The 21781-nt window shown below is 54.7% G+C and carries 18 protein-coding genes and 1 tRNA gene; 9 read left to right on the forward strand and 10 right to left on the reverse strand.

Features of this window, described 5'->3' with window-relative positions; genetic code table 11:
• Positions 1 to 233: 233 nt before the first annotated feature.
• The 8 genes from HMPREF3016_RS06420 to HMPREF3016_RS06455 all read right to left on the reverse strand — a co-directional run bounded on the left by HMPREF3016_RS06420 (position 234) and on the right by HMPREF3016_RS06455 (position 9212).
• The gene (locus HMPREF3016_RS06420; RefSeq protein ID WP_070741152.1) at positions 234 to 1184 is read right to left on the reverse strand and encodes a hypothetical protein; all 951 of its coding nucleotides are present in this window, start codon (positions 1182 to 1184) and stop codon (positions 234 to 236) included.
• A gap of 151 nt (positions 1185 to 1335) precedes the next feature.
• Positions 1336 to 1914 carry a peptidase gene (locus HMPREF3016_RS06425; protein ID WP_246822662.1) on the reverse strand — a complete coding sequence of 193 codons (579 nt, stop codon included), beginning with the start codon at positions 1912 to 1914 and terminating at the stop codon, positions 1336 to 1338.
• A 163-nt stretch (positions 1915 to 2077) separates the two neighbouring features.
• Positions 2078 to 2584 (reverse strand): asparaginase domain-containing protein, encoded by a 507-nt coding sequence (locus HMPREF3016_RS06430; RefSeq protein WP_070450547.1) that lies wholly within the window; start codon positions 2582 to 2584, stop codon positions 2078 to 2080.
• Between the two features lie 647 nt (positions 2585 to 3231).
• On the reverse strand, positions 3232 to 3768 hold the full coding sequence (locus HMPREF3016_RS06435) for a type 1 glutamine amidotransferase domain-containing protein (RefSeq protein ID WP_070741154.1): 537 nt from the start codon (positions 3766 to 3768) through the stop codon (positions 3232 to 3234).
• Between the two features lie 243 nt (positions 3769 to 4011).
• On the reverse strand, positions 4012 to 6684 hold the full coding sequence (locus HMPREF3016_RS06440; protein ID WP_070741157.1) for an excinuclease ABC subunit UvrA: 2673 nt from the start codon (positions 6682 to 6684) through the stop codon (positions 4012 to 4014).
• A 1313-nt stretch (positions 6685 to 7997) separates the two neighbouring features.
• Positions 7998 to 8312, reverse strand: a complete 315-nt coding sequence (locus HMPREF3016_RS11325; RefSeq protein WP_070741162.1) for a hypothetical protein — start codon at positions 8310 to 8312, stop codon at positions 7998 to 8000.
• Positions 8305 to 8454 carry a hypothetical protein gene (locus tag HMPREF3016_RS11070; RefSeq protein WP_168165984.1) on the reverse strand — a complete coding sequence of 50 codons (150 nt, stop codon included), beginning with the start codon at positions 8452 to 8454 and terminating at the stop codon, positions 8305 to 8307. The genes HMPREF3016_RS11325 and HMPREF3016_RS11070 overlap by 8 nt, the downstream gene beginning before the upstream one ends.
• 685 nt (positions 8455 to 9139) lie before the next feature.
• A tRNA-Lys gene (locus tag HMPREF3016_RS06455) sits at positions 9140 to 9212 on the reverse strand.
• 133 nt (positions 9213 to 9345) lie between these two features.
• On the opposite strand from HMPREF3016_RS06455, the gene HMPREF3016_RS06460 reads away from it, so the two are divergent.
• From HMPREF3016_RS06460 to HMPREF3016_RS06485, 6 genes are all read left to right on the forward strand, one after another.
• Positions 9346 to 10041, forward strand: a complete 696-nt coding sequence (locus HMPREF3016_RS06460; protein WP_004005703.1) for a hypothetical protein — start codon at positions 9346 to 9348, stop codon at positions 10039 to 10041.
• A gap of 333 nt (positions 10042 to 10374) precedes the next feature.
• Positions 10375 to 10992, forward strand: coding sequence for a DUF47 domain-containing protein (locus tag HMPREF3016_RS06465; RefSeq protein ID WP_048778854.1), 618 nt, complete (start codon positions 10375 to 10377; stop codon positions 10990 to 10992).
• Positions 10992 to 11993: an inorganic phosphate transporter gene (locus HMPREF3016_RS06470; protein WP_004005701.1), complete on the forward strand. Its 1002-nt coding sequence runs from the start codon at positions 10992 to 10994 to the stop codon at positions 11991 to 11993. The genes HMPREF3016_RS06465 and HMPREF3016_RS06470 overlap by 1 nt, the downstream gene beginning before the upstream one ends.
• Before the next feature lie 128 nt (positions 11994 to 12121).
• On the forward strand, positions 12122 to 13090 hold the full coding sequence (locus tag HMPREF3016_RS06475) for a glycosyltransferase family 2 protein (RefSeq protein ID WP_246828500.1): 969 nt from the start codon (positions 12122 to 12124) through the stop codon (positions 13088 to 13090).
• A gap of 8 nt (positions 13091 to 13098) precedes the next feature.
• A complete protein-coding gene (locus tag HMPREF3016_RS06480) occupies positions 13099 to 14637 on the forward strand; it encodes a polysaccharide pyruvyl transferase family protein (protein ID WP_070741168.1) in 1539 nt (512 codons plus the stop codon).
• A 147-nt stretch (positions 14638 to 14784) separates the two neighbouring features.
• On the forward strand, positions 14785 to 16047 hold the full coding sequence (locus HMPREF3016_RS06485; protein WP_070741171.1) for an FUSC family protein: 1263 nt from the start codon (positions 14785 to 14787) through the stop codon (positions 16045 to 16047).
• A 174-nt stretch (positions 16048 to 16221) separates the two neighbouring features.
• Here HMPREF3016_RS06485 and radA read toward each other — a convergent pair whose 3' ends face one another.
• Positions 16222 to 17649, reverse strand: a complete 1428-nt coding sequence (radA, locus tag HMPREF3016_RS06490; RefSeq protein ID WP_070741176.1) for a DNA repair protein RadA — start codon at positions 17647 to 17649, stop codon at positions 16222 to 16224.
• Positions 17650 to 17774: 125 nt separating this feature from the next.
• Between radA and disA the strand changes: the two genes are divergently transcribed.
• Complete coding sequence (disA, locus tag HMPREF3016_RS06495) at positions 17775 to 18839, forward strand: DNA integrity scanning diadenylate cyclase DisA (RefSeq protein WP_070741178.1); 1065 nt, start codon at positions 17775 to 17777, stop codon at positions 18837 to 18839.
• Between the two features lie 143 nt (positions 18840 to 18982).
• Here disA and HMPREF3016_RS06500 read toward each other — a convergent pair whose 3' ends face one another.
• Positions 18983 to 19762, reverse strand: coding sequence for a hypothetical protein (locus HMPREF3016_RS06500; protein WP_070741180.1), 780 nt, complete (start codon positions 19760 to 19762; stop codon positions 18983 to 18985).
• A 134-nt stretch (positions 19763 to 19896) separates the two neighbouring features.
• Here HMPREF3016_RS06500 and HMPREF3016_RS06505 point away from each other — a divergent pair, with 134 nt between their 5' ends.
• Together HMPREF3016_RS06505 and HMPREF3016_RS06510 are read left to right on the forward strand one after the other, a co-directional pair.
• On the forward strand, positions 19897 to 20832 hold the full coding sequence (locus tag HMPREF3016_RS06505; RefSeq protein WP_070741181.1) for an HhH-GPD family protein: 936 nt from the start codon (positions 19897 to 19899) through the stop codon (positions 20830 to 20832).
• Positions 20833 to 20960: 128 nt separating this feature from the next.
• On the forward strand, positions 20961 to 21728 hold the full coding sequence (locus HMPREF3016_RS06510; RefSeq protein WP_070741189.1) for an SDR family oxidoreductase: 768 nt from the start codon (positions 20961 to 20963) through the stop codon (positions 21726 to 21728).
• Positions 21729 to 21781 lie beyond the last annotated feature (53 nt).

Genomic DNA, 21781 nt, shown 5'->3' on the forward strand with positions numbered 1-21781 from the left:
CTAAAGGGTGGAGTCTTCTCAGAAAACTAGATAATACCCATCGCATACAGGCACCTACAATACCTAGACGCACCAGATATATCGATGCATATTTTCTGATTTCGGAGTTATCAGGACCCGTCGACTGTACATCGGAATTATTGCCAGATACGTTTTCTACCGGCTCGTGAGCCACATTTTACCTTTCACACCAAGAGCACTCGAATGGGGCACGGTGTGGCACCCCGCAGTGGTTATACACCGGGTTTCGTGAAGTAGTCCTTATGGTTCATCCACGAGGCATGCCGGACGAAAATAATCGAGAAAATAAGCTCTGCCACGGGTACTGCCCCAGCCACGAGGAATATGATAAAAATGGCGAGTAATCCCGAGGATCCAAACGCCGTTATCATGGCTATACCGCCCAAGAGCATTAAACCAGCAAGCACAATCCCCAGAGACGAAAGCACAATGCCAATAATGTTAATGACAAGCACCCTCACGTGGTGCTGATTTTTCCTAACGGCAAGCAGCCCAAAAATATGACATATCGGGTACGCGATAAAAATGACAAGGAAAATCGACGACCCCGTGATTGCTGAGGTGTTATCTTCACGGCATATCCGCTGCGAGTATTCACTCCACGAGTAGCTGCCGGTTCCGCAGTCGCTAAGTTCGATGATCGCACCGATAAGGTTGAAAGTCGTTACAACAATACCGATCGCGATAAGAGCACCCACAATGCACAGGCGCAGCAGGTACATCAGCGAACGTTTGCGGACAATCTCGTCGTGCGGGTTTGCCGGATATGCAGTGTACGGGTATGCGGCGGGATTCGGCACTGCATATCCCGAATATCCGGGTACGACATGCGGATTCGCATAGGGATTTGGAGGCGTCGATGGACTCGGCGCAGGGTATCCCGGTTGTAACCCAACATACCCTGGCGCTGACGGAGCAGTCTGCTGGTTCTGGGCGTTGCCGGAGTTGTTGGGGTTTTGTTTATCCTCGGGTGAGGGATCCGACTTTGAGGTACGCCCGCTGTGTTCGTGCTGCGATGCGCCGCCGGTTCCGGCGGTTTTATGTGCGGTGCTGTCCCCCGAATGCTCGTCTACAGGCGACGTCGCCGAAGATTCCTGCGGCGTAGTTCTAGGTTCCTCAGGCTGACGGGAAGAATCATCGTTTTTCATGGGGTCTGTGCTCATATGTACATCCTCGTTACCGGTAATTTTTGTGTAGCCCGGCGCGCGGGTGCCTCGCTACACCAACGTTGGGTTATGTCATACACTACCACGCTTGCAGGGAGTAACGGCTGCAATCATGGCACGTTGGGGAGCGGATGAGCTCAGGAACTCATTACGGTATATCAGAGTCTGAGCGGTGTGTACTCTGTGCTTCGGCCTTAGTCAGCGTATGGTCGTTGACTGCCTGGTCTTCAGACAGGGAAGACTCTTCTGACAGTTCGCGAGTCTCTTGGGCTTCACGTTCGGCACGGGAGGGGAACCTGCGGAAGATCAGGAAGACGAATATAAGGGAGCATAAAATCTCGATCACGAAGGACGCCATAATCCAAATGGTCAGAATGGGGTACGAGCCTCCCAAGAGTTTCCATAGTGTTCTTGGCCCGTGAATAAACACCAAAATATAGGCGAAAAATCCGGTGATAACGGATGCCGCCAGGGCGCTGAACAGGTTTCCCACCATAACAAGCCCCATAGATTTATTCCGCGCATACGCGACCGCAAACCAGCCGTGCAGAGACAGGTACATGAGGGGAACCGCGCCGATAGGGTCAAGCCCGATAGCCTCGAAAAAATACACCAGCGTCAGTGCAGGCACCACGAGGAAAAGCATGCGGACAAGGTACAGGCGCCGCACGGGTGGCGGCGTGGAACAAGCCTGATCCCAAAAACCCGGGTTATATTTTTCGCTCATAGGTACCCTGTCTGCCGCTGGCGTTGTGAAGCACTGCCGGAGGCGCCATCGAGAAAGCACTCAATACTACGGTACGAGATGAAACTGAGATAACGCTGAAACTTACGCCCTATTTACTGAAGCGTCACCAAGAGCTTGCAGAACGCAGCAAAAATTTCAGAGTTTATCCCTCGAAAATCCCGCGGGCACGATCCTTACGCACGGTGTGCGCCGGGAAAATTCGGCCGCTCATGCTGATGTAAACGCCCGGTTCCAGCAGGTTAAGTGCGGAAATCGCAGCCCCCAGGTTGAACCCCGCATCCGAATGCGCCATGACCGCCGGCTGCATGGCACCGGTCAGCACCACAACCTTTGACCCCAGATCGGCGTGCTTGGCGATGTATCGGGCGGATTCGCTCATTGTGTCGGTCCCGTGGGTGATGAGAACCTGGTCGTGTTCAATCGCGTTGAGGGCGGCAACGAGTTCGGCGCGGTCTTCGTCGGTCATATCCAGGCTGTCTTTGCCGATGAGCGCGCGAATATCAAAACGAATGTCGGTGAGCACTCTCGACAGCACATCGTGCGCGGCAGGCTTGCCAATATCGAGGGTGCCCGCCACCGAGTAGAACTTATCGATAGTTCCGCCGGTTGCCAGGATAGTGATAACGTCCGGGTTTTTGATGGTGCTCATGGGCGCGGGCTCCTTAGGGGCTGAAACATCGCCGGGGTATATCTTTGCCCCGGTACCGCATATATTCTAGGGCATTGGAGCGATTTTCTTTACGTTCTGTGGCAAGAATTAGACAGCTACGCTTCACCCACTATCCGTCTAATTCTCTGTCTACACCGAGGGTAAAGAAGAAGAACTGGCTCAGGCGATGAATACTCGGGGGCAGTTAGTGTTTATTGATGACCCGGTTTCTCTGAAGGTGGCGGATTTTAAGACTAAATCTATTTCTATTACCCCTGAATTTATGTTTACTCGATCGATGTTTGAAACTCCTGATATGGGGTATCAGGGGGGGAGCTCTTGCAAGAGGTAGCTTCGATGCTTGATAATGGCGACCTTCAGGGAACAGCCCAAGAATATCTATCTGGTTTGTCGGTAGAGACTTTTCGGAAGGGGCATCGGGTGAGTGAAACCTCACGAACTGTGGGGAAGATTGTTATTTCTTACTAAATGCGCTGGCAACTGGTGAGCGGAGCTTCAGAAGCAAGGAGTGAGTGATAGTAGTTTATAAAACGGATACGCAGGTAGAGGATAATTCGGCTAGCTGGACCGGATTAGTCCTCTCCCTGCGTATCGTGTCAGGAGGGCGAATATCTACCTAAGAGGGATTAGCTCAATTTGGCGATAATTGCCTTATTAAATGCCTCAAGGTCGCCAGGGTTGCGGCTAGTGATGAGGTTGCCGTCTTCGACGACTTCTTCATCTACCCATTCGGCGCCAGCGTTTTGAAGATCCAGCTTTACCGAAGTATAGGAGGTCATTTTCTTACCTGCTACCTTGTTGGAGTCGATAAGCAACCAGGGTGCGTGGCAGATTGCCGCAACAGGCTTCTCTGCTTCAAAGAACTGAACGGTGATGGAGCGAGCCTCAGAGTTGATGCGCATTGCATCAGCGTTGAGGGTACCGCCGGTGAGCACGAGTGCGTCGAATTCTTCAACGCTAACGTCTGCTAGTGCAAGATCGGGAGTGAAGGTATCTGCTTTCTCCCAGTCGCCATTCATAGCCTGGAACTCTTTACCATCGGCAGCAGCAACTACAACCTGAGCGCCAGCGTCCTTGAGTGCATCACGCGGTGAGGTGAGCTCAACCTGCTCTACACCCTGTCCAGCTAGAATCAGTACTTTCTTGCTGTTAATCTCAGCCATGATTACTCCTTATATCTAGTGATATTTAAGAAAATTTACTATTTTAACGATAGTAGATAGAGGAAGATGTACAAAGTTTTTTCGCAATCACCGAACCGGGCTAAACGTCATAAAAAGATGTTAACTACCTCTGCTCTAATACCACTAGATGAACCTGGGAGGGCAAAGCGGCCAATAAAGTTCGATGCGGTACTGATGATTTAGAAGGCTTATAAATAAGTCTTCTAAATCATCAGTGCATTCTTACTTCAAGGCCGCCGCTAAAAAGGGAGCCGACGCACTTTCCGTTGAAGTAGCAACCTCCGCCGGTATACCAACCGCCACGATCTGACCGCCTCCCTCTCCCGCGCCAGGGCCCATATCAATCACATAATCAGCCGTTGCGATAATTCGCATATCCAACTCGACCATCACTACCGTATTACCAGCATCAACCAAAGTCTGAAGATGCGATATCAAACGGTCAGCATCTGAACAGTGCAGACCGGTAGTGGGTTCATCAAGTACATACAGAGTGTCGCCGCGTTGTGCCCGTTGCAACTCCGTGGCTAGTTTGACGCGCTGTGCCTCACCACCAGATAACTCAGTCGCAGGCTGCCCCAAACGCAGGTAACCCAAGCCAACATCTCTCAACGCAGCCAGTGAACGCGTAATCTCCACTTCGCCGTCGAAAAACCCCAGAGCTTCCTCCACACTCATTTCTAAAATTTGGGACACATTCTTACCACGCCAGAGTATTTCTAAGGTGCTTGACTGGTAGCGGGTACCTTGGCAGTCCGGGCACTTTGTGTACACCGAGGGTAAGAAGAGTAGCTCTACCATCACCGACCCCTCACCTTCGCAGGTGGGACAGCGCCCGCCCGCTACGTTAAAGGAGAATCTGCCTGGTTTGTATCCCCGGCGTTTGGCTTCTGTTGTATCGGCAAAACGACGGCGCACATGGTCAAAGAGCCCTGTATAGGTGGCAATATTGGAACGAGGTGTTCGCCCAATAGGTTTCTGATCGATGGCAACCACGCGGCGTATACCGCTGAAATCACCTTCAACAGTTCCCCTCGTTTCAGGGGCCTGTTCGGCCCTTAAAATTTCATCTCCCTCTACGGGTGTTTCATCTACTTGCACCGTTTTACCTAGTCGATGACCTATCAGTTGAGGTAGGCACTGGCTGACTAAGCTAGATTTCCCCGAACCTGAAACACCTGTGACGGCAGTGAGAACCCCTAGTGGGATTTGTACATCCACGTTATGGAGATTATTTCGGCTAACTCCAGAAAGTTTTATCCACTGCTCGGGTTTCCGGGGAGTATGCGGTGGGAGCCCACTGTCTCCAAAGAGATAACCGCGTGTAAGAGATTCCTGGACGTGGGCTAAACCATCAACTTCACCGCTGTAAAGGACTCGACCACCATGTTCTCCAGCTCCCGGCCCTACATCCACAATCCAGTCAGCATGTTGCATTACTTCAAGAGAATGTTCCACCACAAACAGACTATTTCCCCGTGCTTTGAGTCCGTCAAGAACGTCAAGAAGCGCACGGGTGTCTTGAGGATGTAGACCAGCAGAAGGTTCATCTAATACATAGACCACACCAAAAAGTTCAGACGTCAGCTGAGTAGCTAAGCGTAAACGTTGCAGTTCACCACCGGAAAGGGTAGGAGTCATTCGATCAAGAGAAAGATAGCCTAAGCCGAGGTCGATAATGGGGCGAAGACGCTCAATGAGGCCAGCGGCCAGCCGAGAGGTAGCGGCAAGTTTTTCAACAGGCTGAGGGGGATTTTTATGAGCTTCCGGTTCTGTCTCAGCAACAAGTTCACTTGTGTGACTGCCTGACTCTGTAGCTTCTTCTCCCCTTTTTTGGTCCAAGCTCTGCCCGAACGTTTCTTTCTCATCTGCCTTAATAGTGATTGTGTGGGAAGCATCTTCAACAGCTTTTTCAAGAAGATTGGTTAGCTCATAGAGAGGGAGCTGGGAGAAATCAGCAATATCTAACCCTGCAAAAGTTACTGAGAGAGCCTCTGGTTTGATGCGTTTGCCGTGGCAGGATGGGCAAGGGATGGATGTGAGAAACTGCGCTACCTTGCGTTTCATGGAGGCACTTTTAGTATTAGCAAAGGTATCCAGTACATAGCGTTTTGCACCCACGTAGGTGCCGCTATAAGAAGGTTCAACATGTGCTTGTTTAGCCGCTTGAGCCTCAGCAAGTGTCATACGCGAGTAGACCGGTACATGTGGTGTTTCGTCCGTATAAAGAATCCAGTCTCGATCTTTTTTGGGAAGATCTTTCCAGGGGATATCCACATCGTAGCCAAGTGCCACCAATACATCTCGAAGCTGATGACCGTGCCAGGCGGTAGGCCAAGAAGCTATGGCTCGTTCACGGATGGTTTTGGTGGGATCGGGAACCATGTGATCTTCGGGTACTTCATAGACTCTGCCAATTCCATAGCATTGAGGGCATGCCCCCTGCGGGGTGTTGGCAGAGAAATCCTCGGCATAGAGCATGCTCTGGTGCTCTGGATATTGGCCGGCGCGTGAATACAACATACGAACCAGGCTTGAGATGGTCGTGATGCTACCAACGGTCGACCGGGAGTTTTGTCCACCTCGCTGTTGTTGCAGGGCTACAGCGGGGGGCATCCCTGTAATGGAATCGACGTCGGGCACTCCCGCTTGATCGATAAGACGGCGGGCATAGGGTGCCACCGACTCTAGATAACGGCGCTGCGATTCTGCATAGAGGGTTCCGAACGCGAGGGAAGATTTACCTGATCCTGACATGCCGGTAAAGACCACGAGAGCATCACGGGGCACAGAAAGATCAACATTGCGCAGGTTATTTTGACGTGCGCCCAATACTTGAACATTTGGCTGGATGTGAGTTTCTTTATTTGTGGTGGATTCGGGTAAATCGCTCATAGATGAATTTGACCAATCGCTTCTGTGTGAGGCACCGGTAGCCTCAAAATCGTTGTGATCTTTTGTCGTTTGCCATTTTACTCCCTATCCCGGCGATTCGTAGACAACGATTTTTTATTCTCTTTCACATGGGGGGTGAAGATCTTGTTCTACCACCTCTATGCTATGGTAAGTTTGCTGAGGAACTAAACGCCCCTTGAGGTTGATAAAACACTCGCTCTCCTGTGAAGTATGTTATTGATCCGCACGGTAGCATTCCTGCCGCTAAGTAATTAATTCTTGAAAAAAAGGAATAGGTAGAGGGGATTAAGATTTCGCTTAATTCCCTCTATTTTTTAAGTCTTACCAATACGAGGTATTAGTTTGAGTGGCTTCAATAAATTTGGCATCAGCCCACACTTCAGACTTGATCTGAGCCACATCACGCATCCGTAAAAGTCTCCTCCGGCCGGTGCATCGCCGAACAATTCCGAAATAATCCCGTCTGAGGGTCAAACAAAGCCTTCGCGTGAGCGTCCCAATGAGTCACCCACCTACCGCCGGAACACAGAACGCACCCATACCCCAAGACGTACCCCAACCTTCTCCGGACCAGGCAAAACCGTCCGCATAAAAGCCTCCACGAACCTCTTCGCCCAGGACATACCCACCTCACACACAACACTGGCAATAGGAAGGAGTAGTTTCCAGAAAACAGCAACCGCAAAAAGCAACCAGCACACAACAGGATGCTCACATAAAACTTCAAAACCTTTCATGAGTCTCTAAATCCTCCCCGCCACCATCGACATCAAAAAAATTTTCTCGAACACAACAACGCACGCCCAGACCACGACGACATGAATAACTTTCATAAGTAAGTCGGGGATGAACAGGAAAAACGCAACAAGTAGAGTGAAGAACTTTCCCGACCTCAACCCGTAGAGTATCTACTGATACATCCCTTGAACCGTCTACGCTCCACACCCCACAGGTTAGGGTGCTTGTGAGTACTGTGTTCGTGGGGTGCTACAACGGCAATGGAGAACAAAAACCCTTCTCTGACCCCAAAAAATTCTCGAACAACGGCACCCACCACGAAACGAGGGACTCAATAATGTATTACGCATGTGGCAAGTAAAAACGCGGCACCGCCTGACAAAAAACTTGCAACATCACACCAGCAAGCGGTTCCAAGACACAAAAAAGGTAGTCACCCCAGGGAAACCGTAGGAGCAACCGCCTCAAAGCTCATATCATATTGAACCCATATGATATGACATGGAAAGGAACAAAATTACTTATGCTTCAAAATTCGTAAACCTTATGAAACATTATTTCCTCTCCTTCTGAACCTTAAACCATGCGATTTCGCGGTAGAACGGGTTCTGCGGAGTCACATCCATGAAGGAATCCTGAGCCGATGCCGCATCGTCGTTCATATTGGCGGCACGGTAACGAGTATAAATATAGATAACAGGTTTCCCCTCACTGTTTCCCTGCGCATAACCAACATTTCCAATAATGCTTCCGCCTGTGCGACCTTCAAAGCTGCCAGTTTGTACTTTATTCTTTAGATAACTAAAGTGAAAGAATATCAATAGTTCGAGTTGTTTTCTGTTTCGCTTGTCTAGTATGAGGTCATTCACTGGAAAGATCGTTCCAAACATTCCAAAGCTCAAAAACAACTACAAAGACAATGAATAATACAATGAGGATGATAAAAATACCGAAAATCTTTTCACCAGTGTTTAGCTTTTCATCATCCCGCAAATTACTTTTAGTGGTCATGGTTATTTTTCTTTCTTCCGATATTTTTAATATCAAGAAAATATTGACAAGACTAGGCCGAAGAAAATGACCAGAATTTCAAAAGTCGTTCCAATAAAATAATCTAACGTGACTTATGTTTCCCCTTAAGCAGTAGTGATAGTCCCGGTCTCTACCACAGACAGAACAATCGACAGCATCCGCGTAATCAGCTCTATCAGCAATCGTAACCAACAAAAACTTTGGGCTAGGCGGTAAATCCTGTTCGTATGCCCAATTAACCATCCGAAAAGACATTGAATCTATATATCCTCTAAAGGTCTTCTAAAACCGATGTTTCTAAGCCGCTGCTAGAGCTGTCCACGGAGCCGCGTGTGTCAGCTCATCCGGTGCGATCTGTAATCCCCAATCCTGCAAAAGGATTACATACCGATACATGCGTGCTTGCAAAATCTGCTCGGGTTCTCCTACACAGGCAGGCGTGTCAGACCGGCTTCGAGGAAAACAAAACTTCAGCTTGGATGAGTTATTTACACTTGCTGGTGCGCTTGATCTAACTGTTGGTGATCTCCTTGGAAACAGCATTGTCTCTGCACGGGTTCCTGAGCCTTCATATATTGAGGGACAGGGGAGAAATAAACGAAAAGTCGCCCCGAACGGCTTTGTACCGAACGGAGCGACGTACCAGATTCTTTCTGGTGAAGAGTGCGCCCTGTGGGGCTCGAACCCACGACCTGCGGATTAAAAGTCCGTAGCTCTACCAACTGAGCTAAAGGCGCGCCGTCCCGCGTGAACGCGAAGACATCATCTACTATACACTACAAATCCGTCACGAGTCGCCTTCGCAGATATGATTTTCGTCCGGCTGAATCCTTCGAAAAACTCGTGCCCTGCCCGTTACACTAAACACCTATGGCTCATCGTGCACATCATCGCCCAGTATCTCAGCCCAGCGAAAAGTTTGAACGCCGCGTTGGCGGTGAAGATCCCGCCGCCCGTGATGAGGCGGCGCATACGTCTGCTCGCATTCTGCTGGAGCGCGGACGCCAAAATTCTGACCCGGAGGTTGCCGCCCGACTCATAGACTTCACTGACGAATACGGTATTGAGGCGCTTGCGCAGCTCTGGTCTCATTCACCCGCGCGTTCCCTCCCCGGGGCGCTATGGCGCATGTATTCCCTGCGCGACATGGTACGACGCTACCCAAAGGCCACCGCACAAGCGTTCTCTACCGGTATGGGTGCCGATTACCGTTCGCATCTGCTGGCGGGGGTGCCAGACCCACCGGGCGCCTCCGAGGTCGTCAAAACGGCGGACAAAATTCTGGCCGGGCTCTACAGCGGCGATATTGATATAGCCCTCGAACGTTTTGCGGCGTTCGCGCGTGTGGTGGCACTGGGGCTGCGTCTCAACTATGAGCGTGCAGATATTAGTCGACTGTCCGGTAACCCGCAGGGAGTGCATCCGCCCAGTCATGAGGTTCGCCGCGAAGGCATTGAACGCATGTTCCGCGTGCCCGAACAATACCGAAAACTCGTGAAAATCGCCGAGGATTTGGAGGCGACCGCCGCGCACTGGCGGGCAAGCGGCGGACTCGAAGCATTGTAGCCCCGCACAGTACTCGCGCGCTATCAAATCCCGGGAAAATACAGGATTCGGAACTGATGCCGGGTGTTCTGCTTAGAGCTCATGTACCTTGACGGAGGCTCGGCGCGGGCGGATAATTTAAGACAAGATGTCGGGTTGCTAATAGGTAGCCCCGGGCTCCAAATCATTTGCCGCTTCGAGCGGCCTTCCGCCGAGAGGCGCTCCCAGCCCGACATCGCTAACGTTCACAGCGGGAGGGCTATCATGTAGCCTTCCCGCTGTTGTATTCTCAACCCGCCGCGCAGGAAGTATCAGACCCGCGCACCCTAAGCACACCCGCGTTAGACTGTAACTATGTTGCACCGCATCTTTCCACAAGCCAACAGCTCACTCACCTCGCTTGCACAAATCTCGGTGCAGGTGGCGGAGGCGGCGGCGCTCCTCTCCGAAATGGTTGGCTCATCTACCTCCGAATACCCCGAGCTCTTCGACCGCATGCTGGTGCACGAGGCGAACTCGACCGACCTATTCTTCATGACCCTCACCACCGTGCGAAGCTCATTTGCCACCCCGGTACCCCGCGAAGACCTCTACACGCTGGCCCGCAAACTCACGAACGCGGTCGAAAAGCTCACGAGTGCCGCGCACATCCTTTATCTGCACAAAATTGACGGTTTTGCCCCGCATACCACCGCGATACTCGACATTATCCAGCGGCAGGCGGTGCTGACCGAGGCAGTAATTCCCAAGCTCGCCGATATTAAGGGCCTGGATAACTATTGGATGGATATGCTGCGTATCTCGCGCCAAGCCGTTCGTACCGCCGAAGAATACGATGCAGAACTCGCCGAACGCTTCCCGATGGAACGCTACCGCCGGTACACCAAGTTCATTGCCCAACTGGTCGAAGCGGCGAATGCGATGCGCGGCGTGTCCTCTGAGATCGGGCGTATTATCGTGCAGGAGTCCTAGTGGTTCTGCTCAGTATTCTGTGTGTGGGCGCGTTTCTTTCCGCGATTTTTGTGACCGGCATGCACGATGCCTCCAACGCGATCGCGGTGCCGGTACGCACCCGCACGATGGGCGATACCGCGGCTTTGATTACCGCCGCGCTGTTCAACGGGATCGGCGTGTTTGCGGCGTATCTGCTGATTACCGATATGAGTGTGCCCTGGATTGCCGTTCCCAGCGGGCATTTGGGCCTTCCGGGGCTGACCGCCGCGCTTATCACCGCCGCCTTATGGGGTGTGGCGACCTGGGCCTTACGCATGCCAGCTTCCTCAACGCACGCCCTCATCGGCGCCCTTGCCGGGGTGGCGTGGTATGCCCGGGTTGATGGCGAAGGCTCACGGTTTATCCCCGCGATTTTCGATGCCACCCTGCTGCCGCTTCTTTACCTGCCGCCCCTGATTTTCCTCCTCTCCTGGCTTTTAGTACTCCCGTTTTATCGCTTAGCGATTCGCTCTTCGCCCAGCAGCGTGAACCGGCATTCGCGTGAGGTGCTGGCAGTGTCGGCATCCGCAATTTCGCTTCTGCACGGTATGCAGACCGGGTACCTGTACCTGTTGGTGCTGCACGTGCTGGGTGCGGTTTTTCCGCTTCCCACGCGGGATCTTCTCCCCTGGCATGTGCTCACTATTGCGCTGGCTCTGGCGGCGGGCACGCTCACGGGTGGGCGGCGCATCGGCTACACCTTCGCCTACCGTATGGTGCGCTTAGATCCAATGCGCGGCGCGGTAGCTCAAGGAACCACGGCTCTTATGCAGGCGCTCGGGTACTTCCTGCTGCAGCTGCCGTTCTCGTCTTCGCACCTGGCGACCGCATCCGCCCTGGGGGCTGGGGTGAATCAGCGGTTTAACTCGGTGAAGCCGAAGATCGTTGCGAACATTATGCTGACCTGGTTTGTCACGCTTCCGGCATGTTTTTTGTGTGCGATCGCCCTCATGATGGCTCTTGATGGCATATTTGGGTAGAATTTTTACCCCTAATGTGGGCTGGAATGCTCGCTTATTCCCGCGCAACTCCGTAGAATTCTAGACAACCCTATATATTTCCGCCCTAGGTGCCTTATGCACAGGCCTTATATATTCTTTGGAGAGCTTTGTTTTCCTCTGTCGCCGTCATTGTACGCACGAAAGATCGCCCAGTCTTTCTCGCACGTGCCCTGCAGAACATCGCCGAGCAACGGTATACGCAATACACCGTGTACGTGGTCGATGACGGCGGAAATCAGGAAGAATCTCAGCAGATTATTGACCGCAGCCCGGTTGCGGCACAGACCGTTCTTCTTCATGCTGCGGGCGGCAATATGGAAGCGGCCTCTAACCTGGGTGTGCGCTCCAGCGAGTCTACCTATATCGCCATTCACGACGACGATGACCTGTGGGATCCCCAATTCCTGGAACGTACCGTCGCAACCCTTGATGAGACCGGCGCCGATATGTGCGTGGTACGAATTATCGAGCGTTTTGAGCAGCAAACCGAGGACGGTTTTATTGTTCTGAACGAACGCACCTTCCACGAAGATCTGCCCGCCATGGGGCTGCAGTTCCTATTCCGCACCAACCGCGCGGTTCCTATCGGCGTGCTGTACCGCCGCACCCTGCACGAGAAGGTGGGGTATTTTGATGAGGAACTTCCCGTGGTGGGCGACTGGGAATTCAATATGCGCGCCGCCATGGCCAGTGAAGTTCAGCTTCTAGACGAGCCCCTGGCGTACTGGTGTAAACGCCCCGATGCGACGGGTTCTGCCGCCAACAGCGTGAGCCACGAGCAGCAGCATCGTATTTTTGATGCGCAGGTGCGCGCCAACGCGATCCGTGAAGACCTTGCCGCCGGGGCGCATATCGGGCCCTACCTTTACCAGGCGCACCTGACGAACGAACTTGACGGCCGTCTATTGGAAACTCTGGAGGCGCTTCAAGACGTTCAGGAACGTTTGGAACGTCTCGAAAATATGCAGCAGGAACAGTGTGAGCGGCTGCACCGCATGGAGCGGGCGATGTCGTGGAGAGGCAAACTTTCGCGTTTGCGTGCCGTTTTTTCACCTAAAGATTCATCAAGCAAATAGGTACGCATATGACTCGTGTTCTTGTTGTCGGCGATATTGGCCAGCCCGTCTACCATGTGGGGGACGAGGCCATGACGATCAGCACCGCCGAATACTTGGCGGATGCAGGAATGCAGGTTATCTTGGCAACCCGTGACGCCGATCAGAGCAGGCGTTATCTGGGGGCTCGGGGTTCGTCTGCATACGACTACATGCCGTTTTTACTGTTCCCGTGGGCGCCTGCCGAGCGCGAGATCACGTTGGAACGCCTCGAAGAGTTTCTTGTGAGCGGCGTTATGCCGAATCTGCCCGATTTTTGCCCGTCGGCGCAGCAGATCCGCGATTTTGTGACGAGCATTCAATCGATGGATGCGGTCGTCATCTCCGGAGGCGGCAACCTGAATTCGCGCTACGGCTGGCTGCTGTATGAGCGCGCCGCTATCGCACTGGTGGCACAGTATGCGAAGATTCCGGTCTTTGTGTCCGGGCAGTCGATTGGTCCCGTGCTTTCCCCGCGCGATGAGAAAGTTCTGCTGCGTATGCTGCGTTCGGCAACCTCGGTTGCGGTGCGCGAGCGCAGCTCCTACGAGTGGTGCCGCGAGCACGATCTTAAGGCACTTGCGGGTGTGGATGATGCCAGCGACTACCGGGCGCATATCCCCGAGATGACACTCGACTATGCGGATGCGCGGGTTGAGGTTCCTGAGCTTCCCGAGCGTTATGTGTGCGTGACGGTGCACGAGGTTTCGGGGAGCAAAGTACATGAACTAGCCGCTTTATTAGACAAGATTTACTCCGAGTATGGGCTGGCGGCGGTCTTCCTGGGGCATATGGGCGACCCGGCTTCGGAGGGCGGGCGCACCGGTGACTATAAGGCGCATGAACTGGTTGCCGCATCCATGACATTCCCTGCGACGGTGATACCGATTCTGCACGCGGATGCGACGGTGCGCATCCATCAGGGTGCCGCGTTGAATATTACCGACCGGTACCATCCCGCGGTCTTTAGCCTTAGCGCCGGTATTCCTGCGGTTGCGCTGGTGCCCGATGCTTTTACTGAGATGCGGATTTGCGGGGTCATGGGGCATTACGGGATGCAGAATTTTATGACTCCGCTTCATATGCTCGGCACCGACATTCCCGAGAAGCTCATTGCGTCTGCGCTCTCGCTCAGCAGGGGGCAACGCCAAGAGCTGCGGGCGCGGCATGAGGCAGTGACTGCGCTGCTTCACGCGTGGCGTGAGTATCTTGCGGCCTCTGTGCGCGGGGAGAAGCAGGCGCATATGCCGGAGAGTATTTCTGCGGCTGCGGCGGTTCCCGCACTGGAACCGTCCCTAGAGGCGATTAACAATGCGGTGCGCGAGCTTTTGCTGAAGACTTCGCTGGCCGAGGGCACCGAGTGGGCGCTTTCGGATCGCATGCACTCGTGGGAGGCGCATATGCGGGGCAAGTTTGAGCGTGCCGAGGATGAGCTGCAGGCGTTGAAGCGTTCGCGGATGGTGCGGGCGGCGCACCGTACCAGTCGGCAGGTGCAGGCGATGAGGCATATCGGGAGCCGGTTCCGGTAGCCTGCCGCCCCTAACCTCTTTTAAAAAAGAGCCTTGCCAAACATCAGAGATCCCGCTTTGTTTCGAATGAGGAGCCTTTGATGCATATCATCCAAGGGCGCAAAAGACCTGCGGCGGCACAATTTCAGGGCGGGTAGACTAGACACTATGGCACACGCATCCATGAAGGAACAATTCTTAAACTATGTCCGCGCCGGGGCTCACCGCGTTCGGGCGGGATTTTTTCAGTCTATTCAGATCACGATCGCCTCAATGGGGGCGTATCTTTTTGCGGAGCGTGTGCTGGGGCATGAGGAACCTATTTTCGCGGCGGTCGCGGCACTAGTCTCGCTCGGGTACGTGAGTGGCTCTACCCATTCGCGGCGCATTCTGGAGGTTTCGTTCGGTGTGAGCCTGGGCATTCTGATTGGCGATCTGTTTTTGCAGATGCTCGGGCGCGGCATCTGGCAGGCCACGCTTGCCCTGTTTATTTCGGTACTTCTGGCCAGGTTCTTGGATAACGGCATTATTTTTACGATTCAGCTCAGTTTTCAGGCCTGCCTGGTGATTCTGCTGCCGCCAACCTCGGATCTGCCGTTTACCCGCAGCCTCGACGGCGTGATCGGTGGTGTTGCGGCGTTCCTTATGATGTTTTTGATGCCCAAAGACCCGCGAAATGGGTCACGTCAGCGTGCCGAGGCTCTTATGAGCGCTTTCTCGGATGTCTTCTTTCTGGCTGCGAAGGCAATCCGCCGGTACAACTACGATCAGGCGTATCAGAGCCTGCAGGATTCGCGTAAACTTCAGCCGCTGTATGAGGCGAGTAAGAACGATTTGGTGACGGCGCGCGGTATGGCGCAGCTTTCGTGGGCGGGAAAGAAGACCCGAATCGAGCTTGATCGACTGGCGCAGACTCTCGGGGCTATCGATTTGGCGATTCGCAACACCCGCGTGTTTAACAGGCGCATGGCATCCACGATTGCACATGTGCAGCTGCGCCCGAAGGCTCTTGAAAAGCTTTCGGCGGCGCTCGAAGAACTGGCGCTTGCCACCCAGAGCACGGGGCTGGGTATGTATTCCAGTACCGAGCATGAGCGTGAACACTATATGGAGGTTGCCCGCGAGCGCCTGATTTCTCTCGCCGAGACTCTGGAACCGAAGCATCTGGGGGTAGAGACCTTCGAGGGCGAGTCGTTGGTGCTTATGCTGAGGCTTATAACCGTGGATATGTTAGAGGCTACCGGTATGGATCATGAGGATGCAGTCGCCACGCTGGTACCGCTGGGCGAGGCCGTGACGGAGCATGCGCCGCGTACCTCCGAGATTCCGATTGTGCAGGCTGATGTTGCGGGCGCTCAGGAGGAAGATTTGCGCACCCGCACCGTTAATATCATGCTACGCGATGAAGACCTTGAAGAGGGGCTGGGGTAGGTCTTTCCTGTTCGTATCGTGTGACTGATGGTGTGCACCTAATCCCCATGAGATCCGTCTATAAAACCCGACCATGAGACCCGCGCGCAGATAGTATTTTGGCGAGCAGATAGCAATCCGTTATCTGCTCGCCGAAATACTATCTGCTCGCGGTCACGTTACGATGTGCGGCAGTTATTTATCCTGCGGGAAGAGCAGGTTCAGCGCCTCGCCTAAGGTGGCGACCTCGCGCACGGTCACACCATCGGGCATCTGCCCCACGCCCGTTGGGGATGCGGGCACCAGCACATGCGTGAACCCCAGCCTGCCGACCTCGGCGATACGCTGGCGAATACCCGGCACGGCACGCACCTCCCCCGCCAGGCCGACCTCGCCAAACACCGCGAGTTTACGCGGCAGCGGCTTATTCTGCGCTGCCGATGCCAGCGCCATCACGCACGCCAAATCGGCAGCAGGCTCAGAGATTTTGGCGCCTCCCACCGTGGAAACATAGCAGTCGAGTTTGCCCACGTTCAGCCCGGCACGGCGCTGCAAAACCGCCAAAAGCATCTGGATGCGCGCCGAATCCAACCCCGCCACCGTGCGCCTGGGCGCGGGTGCCACCGCCTGATCCAAGAGCGCCTGGACTTCGGCCAAAAGCGGGCGGCGCCCCTCCATCGTCACGGTCACGCAGGTTCCCGCCACCGGATGCGGCGTGCGCGAAACGAACATGCCGGACGGGTCGAGCACGGGCGCGATCCCGTCCTCGTGCATATCGAAACAGCCGACCTCGTCGGTGGGTCCGTATCGGTTTTTGATGGCGCGCAGCATGCGAATATTGGAGTGTTTATCGCCCTCGAACTGGCACACCACATCGACCAGGTGTTCCAGCAGGCGCGGCCCGGCGATCGTGCCTTCCTTGGTCACATGCCCCACCAGCAGGGTGCACATATTGCGTGCTTTCGCGGCCGCTATCAGCGATGCGGCAACCTCCCTCACCTGCGTAACACCCCCGGCGCTGCCCTCAACATCTGCGGACGCAAGGGTCTGCACCGAGTCGATCACCAGCATCGCCGGGTCTACCTGCTCAATATGCGCCAGCGCGGTCCCCAGGTCGGTTTCGCTCGTCAAGTACAGGGTATCGGCGACGGCGTGAATGCGGTCCGCACGCAGCTTAACCTGCGCGGCGGATTCTTCACCGGTCACATACAGCACGTCGCGGGTTTTCGCTCGGGCACGCTCAGCGGCGGGAGTTCGCGGGGTGTATCCGCGCGCGAAGGTGGCGGCAACATCCAGCAGCAGGGTAGATTTGCCCACGCCGGGTTCGCCAGCCATCAGAATCACGGCGCCGGGCACCAGGCCCCCGCCGAGCACCCGGTCGAATTCGGGGTTGCCGGTGCTCATATAGGCAGCGACGGTCGAGTCTACCTCGCCAATCACCTGCGCCGGTTTCTGCACGCTGGATGCGGTACGGGTGCGCGCCACGGTACCCCCGGCGGCTTCCTCGACAGAGCCCCAGGTTTGGCATTCACCGCATCGGCCCACCCATTTGGCGGTGGTCCAGCCGCATTCGGTACAGCGGTAGGCGGGGGTTCCTTTAGTGGTTTTTGTGCGTGCAGCCATGGTTTTTATTGTACGGGCGGCCCTAACGTTTTAAACACCTAGATCGTCAAAAGCCGAAGAAGAGAATATCGGGGCTGGGTACGCACAAAGGCGGTGACACAGGCTAAAACGATACAATATATTCCGTGCAGACAGATTACAGTGACCTCCTCCTGAAGACCATTGCGCAGATCGCCCCCGGCACCGAGCTGCGTGAAGGGTTAGAACGCATCCTCCGCGGGCGCACAGGCGCACTCATCGTGCTCGGTTCAGACCGCACCGTCACGGGGCTCTCCTCCGGTGGGTTCACCATCGACACCGAATTTTCTGCCACCCGCCTGCGTGAGCTCGCCAAGATGGATGGCGCGATCATCTGTGATCGCGACGCCACCCGCCTACTCATGGCGGCAGTACAGCTCATGCCGGATGCAACCATTGACACCAACGAATCCGGAACCCGGCACCGCACCGCCGAACGCATGGCAATCCAGACGGGTTTCCCGGTGATCTCGGTTAGCGCCTCTATGTCCGTCATTTCGGTGTATGTGGACGGCACCCGGTACACGGTTGAAGACACCCAATACTTGATGGCGCGCGCCAACCAGGCAATCCAGACCCTTGAAAGCTATAAGAAGCGCCTCAACAAGGTGCTTTCCACGCTGTCCGCGCTCGAAATCGAATCACACGTTACGCTCAGCGATGTCGCTATCACCCTGCAGCGCATGGAGATGGTGCGGCGCATTATCTCCGAAGTCAGTCACTATGTGCTTGAACTCGGTGTGAACGGTCGCCTGGTGGCGCTTCAGCTTGAAGAGCTTCGCAGCCCCGATATGGCGGGTATCGACGTTATTCTGCACGACTACCTGCCGCGGCCCACCGCGCAAAGTATCTCCATCGCAATTCGGACTCTGCGCGCCCTTACCGACATGGATATTGTGGATCTCACTATGATCGCCCAGGCTGCAGGGTTCGGCGATTACGAGCTCGACACTCCCCTGCAGCCACGCGGCTACCGCCTGCTTGACGGCATCGCCACTATTCCGAACACAATTGCCGAACGCCTCGTTGAACGGTTCGGCACTTTGCAGGCGCTCATGGCCGCATCCTTAGAAGATCTGCGTGATGTTGATGGCATAGGTGAGCATCGTGCCCGCACCGTGCGCGAATCGCTCTCCCGCATGGCCGAAAGCAGCCTCGAAAAATACCTCTAACATTAGCCGGGTACGGTCCGAAGAACACCAGCCGCCCGATAGAAAGAGCCTTTATTTCAATAAAGCATTAAAACCCTCTTTATTGAAATAAAGGCTCTTTCTATACGTCTTTTATATATTCCCGCAGGGAAATACCGTGGGCGCTATTTCAACAGGAAGTTCACTCGCTGCGAGGTCACCCCGTTCACGGTAGCCGTCACCCAATATGTGCCCTTCGCCGTATTCTTCAGCGCATTACACCCGGAGGTATTGAGCTTACGATCCCACGCAATATCGCTGGCGGCTTCCTTGCCCGCAGGAATCTCGGTCTTCTTCGTGGGAGTGGGCGTGCACTTCGCAGACGAATACACCTGGGTATCGCCCGATGTAATGTTGATCTCCACACCCTCAGCAACCTTCTCGCCGCCAATAAAGCAGGGATTACCCGCAGAATTCGTGTACACCACATGGAATGACGGCATTTCACCGGGCGCATACTGCTTCTTTGAAGGCTCGACCGTCACCTTTAGATCCTTGGCATTGCACAGAGCCACGGCTGGCGTTGCGGATGCGCTCGCCAACCCAGACGGAGTTGCACTGCCGGATACCGCGGGAGTCCCAGAAACAGACGGGGTTGCCGATGCATTCGGGCTGCCGGATGCTGAACCGCTCACCGACCCCGAAGGCGCAACCGTAGAAGGTGTGGGGCGAGCGCTGAAATTCTGGAAAGGTTCGCCGGTGGCTGTCGCCTCTGCGGCGGCGTCGTCTTGAGGCCCCTTATTAATCTGGTTCACTAGGGTGGTAATACCAACAATGCCAACCAGCAAGACAAGAATAAGCACTACCACGGCAACGATACGACGGCGGCGGTATACTTCGGGGGGTAATTCGGGACCAAGTTCAGACATACCGTTAAGAATAACGGTTTTTTGGGTGTCGTGCATGCAAAACCATATATATAAACTACATGGAATAGATAAAAATACGTTGCCTGTATATTGTGGGTCAATTGGCACCCGACGCCCAATATAACCTACCCTAGAAACAGTAATACATTACAACGCAAGCAATTATTGCCATGTTCAATTTACAAAACTCACACGAACTACACCACCGCATAAATACCTGGTACCAGCATCATGCCCGCGACCTGCCGTGGCGCCGCGCCGACTGCACGGCCTGGGGCGTGATGGTGAGCGAATTCATGCTGCAGCAGACCCCCGTGAACCGCGTGCTTCCCGTTTGGGAAGAGTGGATGCGCCGCTGGCCCACGCCCGCATCCCTCGCAGCCGAGGACAGCGCGGAGGCGGTGCGCGCCTGGGGTCGTCTGGGCTACCCGCGCCGCGCCCAACGACTGCACGGCGCGGCGGTCGCTATTACGAAGCATCATGACGGCGAGGTTCCGGCGGATTATGACGAACTTCTTGAGCTTCCCGGTGTGGGGGCATACACCGCGGCGGCGATTACGGTCTTCGCCTTCGGCAGACGTGCCACCGTTATCGACACTAATATCCGCCGGGTGCACGCCCGCGCCGTCATGGGCAAGGCGCTGCCCCACAAGTATTTGAACACCGCCGAAACAACCCTTGCCGAAGAGCTGATGCCGCAGAATACCGCCGTATCCTGCGTGTGGAACGCTTCCGTTATGGAGCTGGGCGCACTCGTATGCGTCGCCAAGAATCCCCGCTGCGAACAGTGCCCTCTTGAGGATATCTGCGCGTGGGTGAAGGCGGGAAAACCGCAGGCCGAGTATACGCCTACGGGACAGAGCTGGCACGGCACCGACCGGCAGCTGCGCGGTGCCATGATGGCGGTTCTGCGCGCCGCGCACGCACCGGTGCCGCGGGAACTTCTAACGGACTTCTCCACCGATATTACGGTTCCCGATGCCCTGAAGGTTCCGGTGCAGGATTTACGCAAACTCGACTCGTCCCAAGAACAAATCGATCGATGCTACAGCGGGCTTCTGAAAGATAAACTCGCGAAAGAGCGTAAGGACAGAGTTTCGCTTTAGATTTTGACCTTTTATTCACTATTCCCCAACTCACGATAAACCCCGAAAAAATATTGTTTTCACCTGAAATCTTTGGAAAAATGGAGAAAACATTCTGGAAAGCTCATTTCTTCGTGAAGGAGGACTCCATGAAAATAGCGGTCATAGGGGCGACCGGCACCATCGGCTCGAAAATTGCCGCCGAACTGGAAAAACGCGGTCACGAGGTAGTTCCGATCAGCCGCTCACACGGGGTAGACGTTTCATCGCTCGCGGATTTAAGCGCGGCGCTGACCGGAGTGGATGTTGTGATCGACGCGATTAACAACATGATCATGAGCAGCAAAAAAGCGCAGACCGCCTTTATCAGCACCTCCAGCAATATCGCGCAAGCGGCGGCTGATAACGATGTGAAGCGCATCGTCTGCGTCTCGATCGCCGGAGTAGAAAACCCGGCGGTTAGCCGTGGATACGGCTACTATGCGGGCAAGGCGGCGCAGGAGAAAACCTATCAGGATTCCGCCGTAGACACCGTTATTATTCGTTCGACGCAGTGGTTTGAGCTTCTTGACCCCATTGTTCAGCAGGTTACGGTGGGGCCCGTCTCGGTGCTGCCGACCATGAAAATGGCGCCTATTCCCGCGGATGCTGCAGCACAGCTGGTATGCGATGTTGCCGACGGTTCCGAGAAGGTATCGGGTACGGGCATCGTCTCGATTCGCGGCGAAGAAGAAGGAACAACGGCGGAGTTCGTGAAGCGTCTTCTCACGGCACGCGGCGAGGTCGGCGGCAAAACGCCGAAGGTGGTGCGGCAGCTGCCGTATTTCGGTTCCGCTATTGCCAAGGGCGGGTTGATTCCCGATCCCGCAAATCACACCGTCTCCACCACGCTTGAGGAGTGGCTGGCAAGCCTGTAGCGGTTTCGATACTGCGCGAACCGATGCGGTCTTCGTATGCACGAAGACCGCAT

It is taken from the genome of Rothia sp. HMSC065D02, assembly GCF_001815285.1.
Classification (GTDB): Bacteria; Actinomycetota; Actinomycetes; order Actinomycetales; family Micrococcaceae; genus Rothia; species Rothia dentocariosa.

Bases quoted from the DNA above. Each gene is read 5' to 3' on its own strand.
- HMPREF3016_RS06420 (WP_070741152.1), bottom strand. From the start codon at position 1,184: ATGAGCACAGACCCCATGAAAAACGATGATTCTTCCCGTCAGCCTGAG.
- HMPREF3016_RS06425 (WP_246822662.1), bottom strand. From the start codon at position 1,914: ATGAGCGAAAAATATAACCCGGGTTTTTGGGATCAGGCTTGTTCCACG.
- HMPREF3016_RS06430 (WP_070450547.1), bottom strand. From the start codon at position 2,584: ATGAGCACCATCAAAAACCCGGACGTTATCACTATCCTGGCAACCGGC.
- HMPREF3016_RS06435 (WP_070741154.1), bottom strand. From the start codon at position 3,768: ATGGCTGAGATTAACAGCAAGAAAGTACTGATTCTAGCTGGACAGGGT.
- HMPREF3016_RS06440 (WP_070741157.1), bottom strand. From the start codon at position 6,684: ATGAGCGATTTACCCGAATCCACCACAAATAAAGAAACTCACATCCAG.
- HMPREF3016_RS11070 (WP_168165984.1), bottom strand. From the start codon at position 8,454: ATGACCACTAAAAGTAATTTGCGGGATGATGAAAAGCTAAACACTGGT.
- HMPREF3016_RS06460 (WP_004005703.1), top strand. From the start codon at position 9,346: ATGGCTCATCGTGCACATCATCGCCCAGTATCTCAGCCCAGCGAAAAG.
- HMPREF3016_RS06465 (WP_048778854.1), top strand. From the start codon at position 10,375: ATGTTGCACCGCATCTTTCCACAAGCCAACAGCTCACTCACCTCGCTT.
- HMPREF3016_RS06480 (WP_070741168.1), top strand. From the start codon at position 13,099: ATGACTCGTGTTCTTGTTGTCGGCGATATTGGCCAGCCCGTCTACCAT.
- HMPREF3016_RS06485 (WP_070741171.1), top strand. From the start codon at position 14,785: ATGGCACACGCATCCATGAAGGAACAATTCTTAAACTATGTCCGCGCC.
- radA (WP_070741176.1), bottom strand. From the start codon at position 17,649: ATGGCTGCACGCACAAAAACCACTAAAGGAACCCCCGCCTACCGCTGT.
- HMPREF3016_RS06500 (WP_070741180.1), bottom strand. From the start codon at position 19,762: ATGCACGACACCCAAAAAACCGTTATTCTTAACGGTATGTCTGAACTT.
- HMPREF3016_RS06505 (WP_070741181.1), top strand. From the start codon at position 19,897: ATGTTCAATTTACAAAACTCACACGAACTACACCACCGCATAAATACC.
- HMPREF3016_RS06510 (WP_070741189.1), top strand. From the start codon at position 20,961: ATGAAAATAGCGGTCATAGGGGCGACCGGCACCATCGGCTCGAAAATT.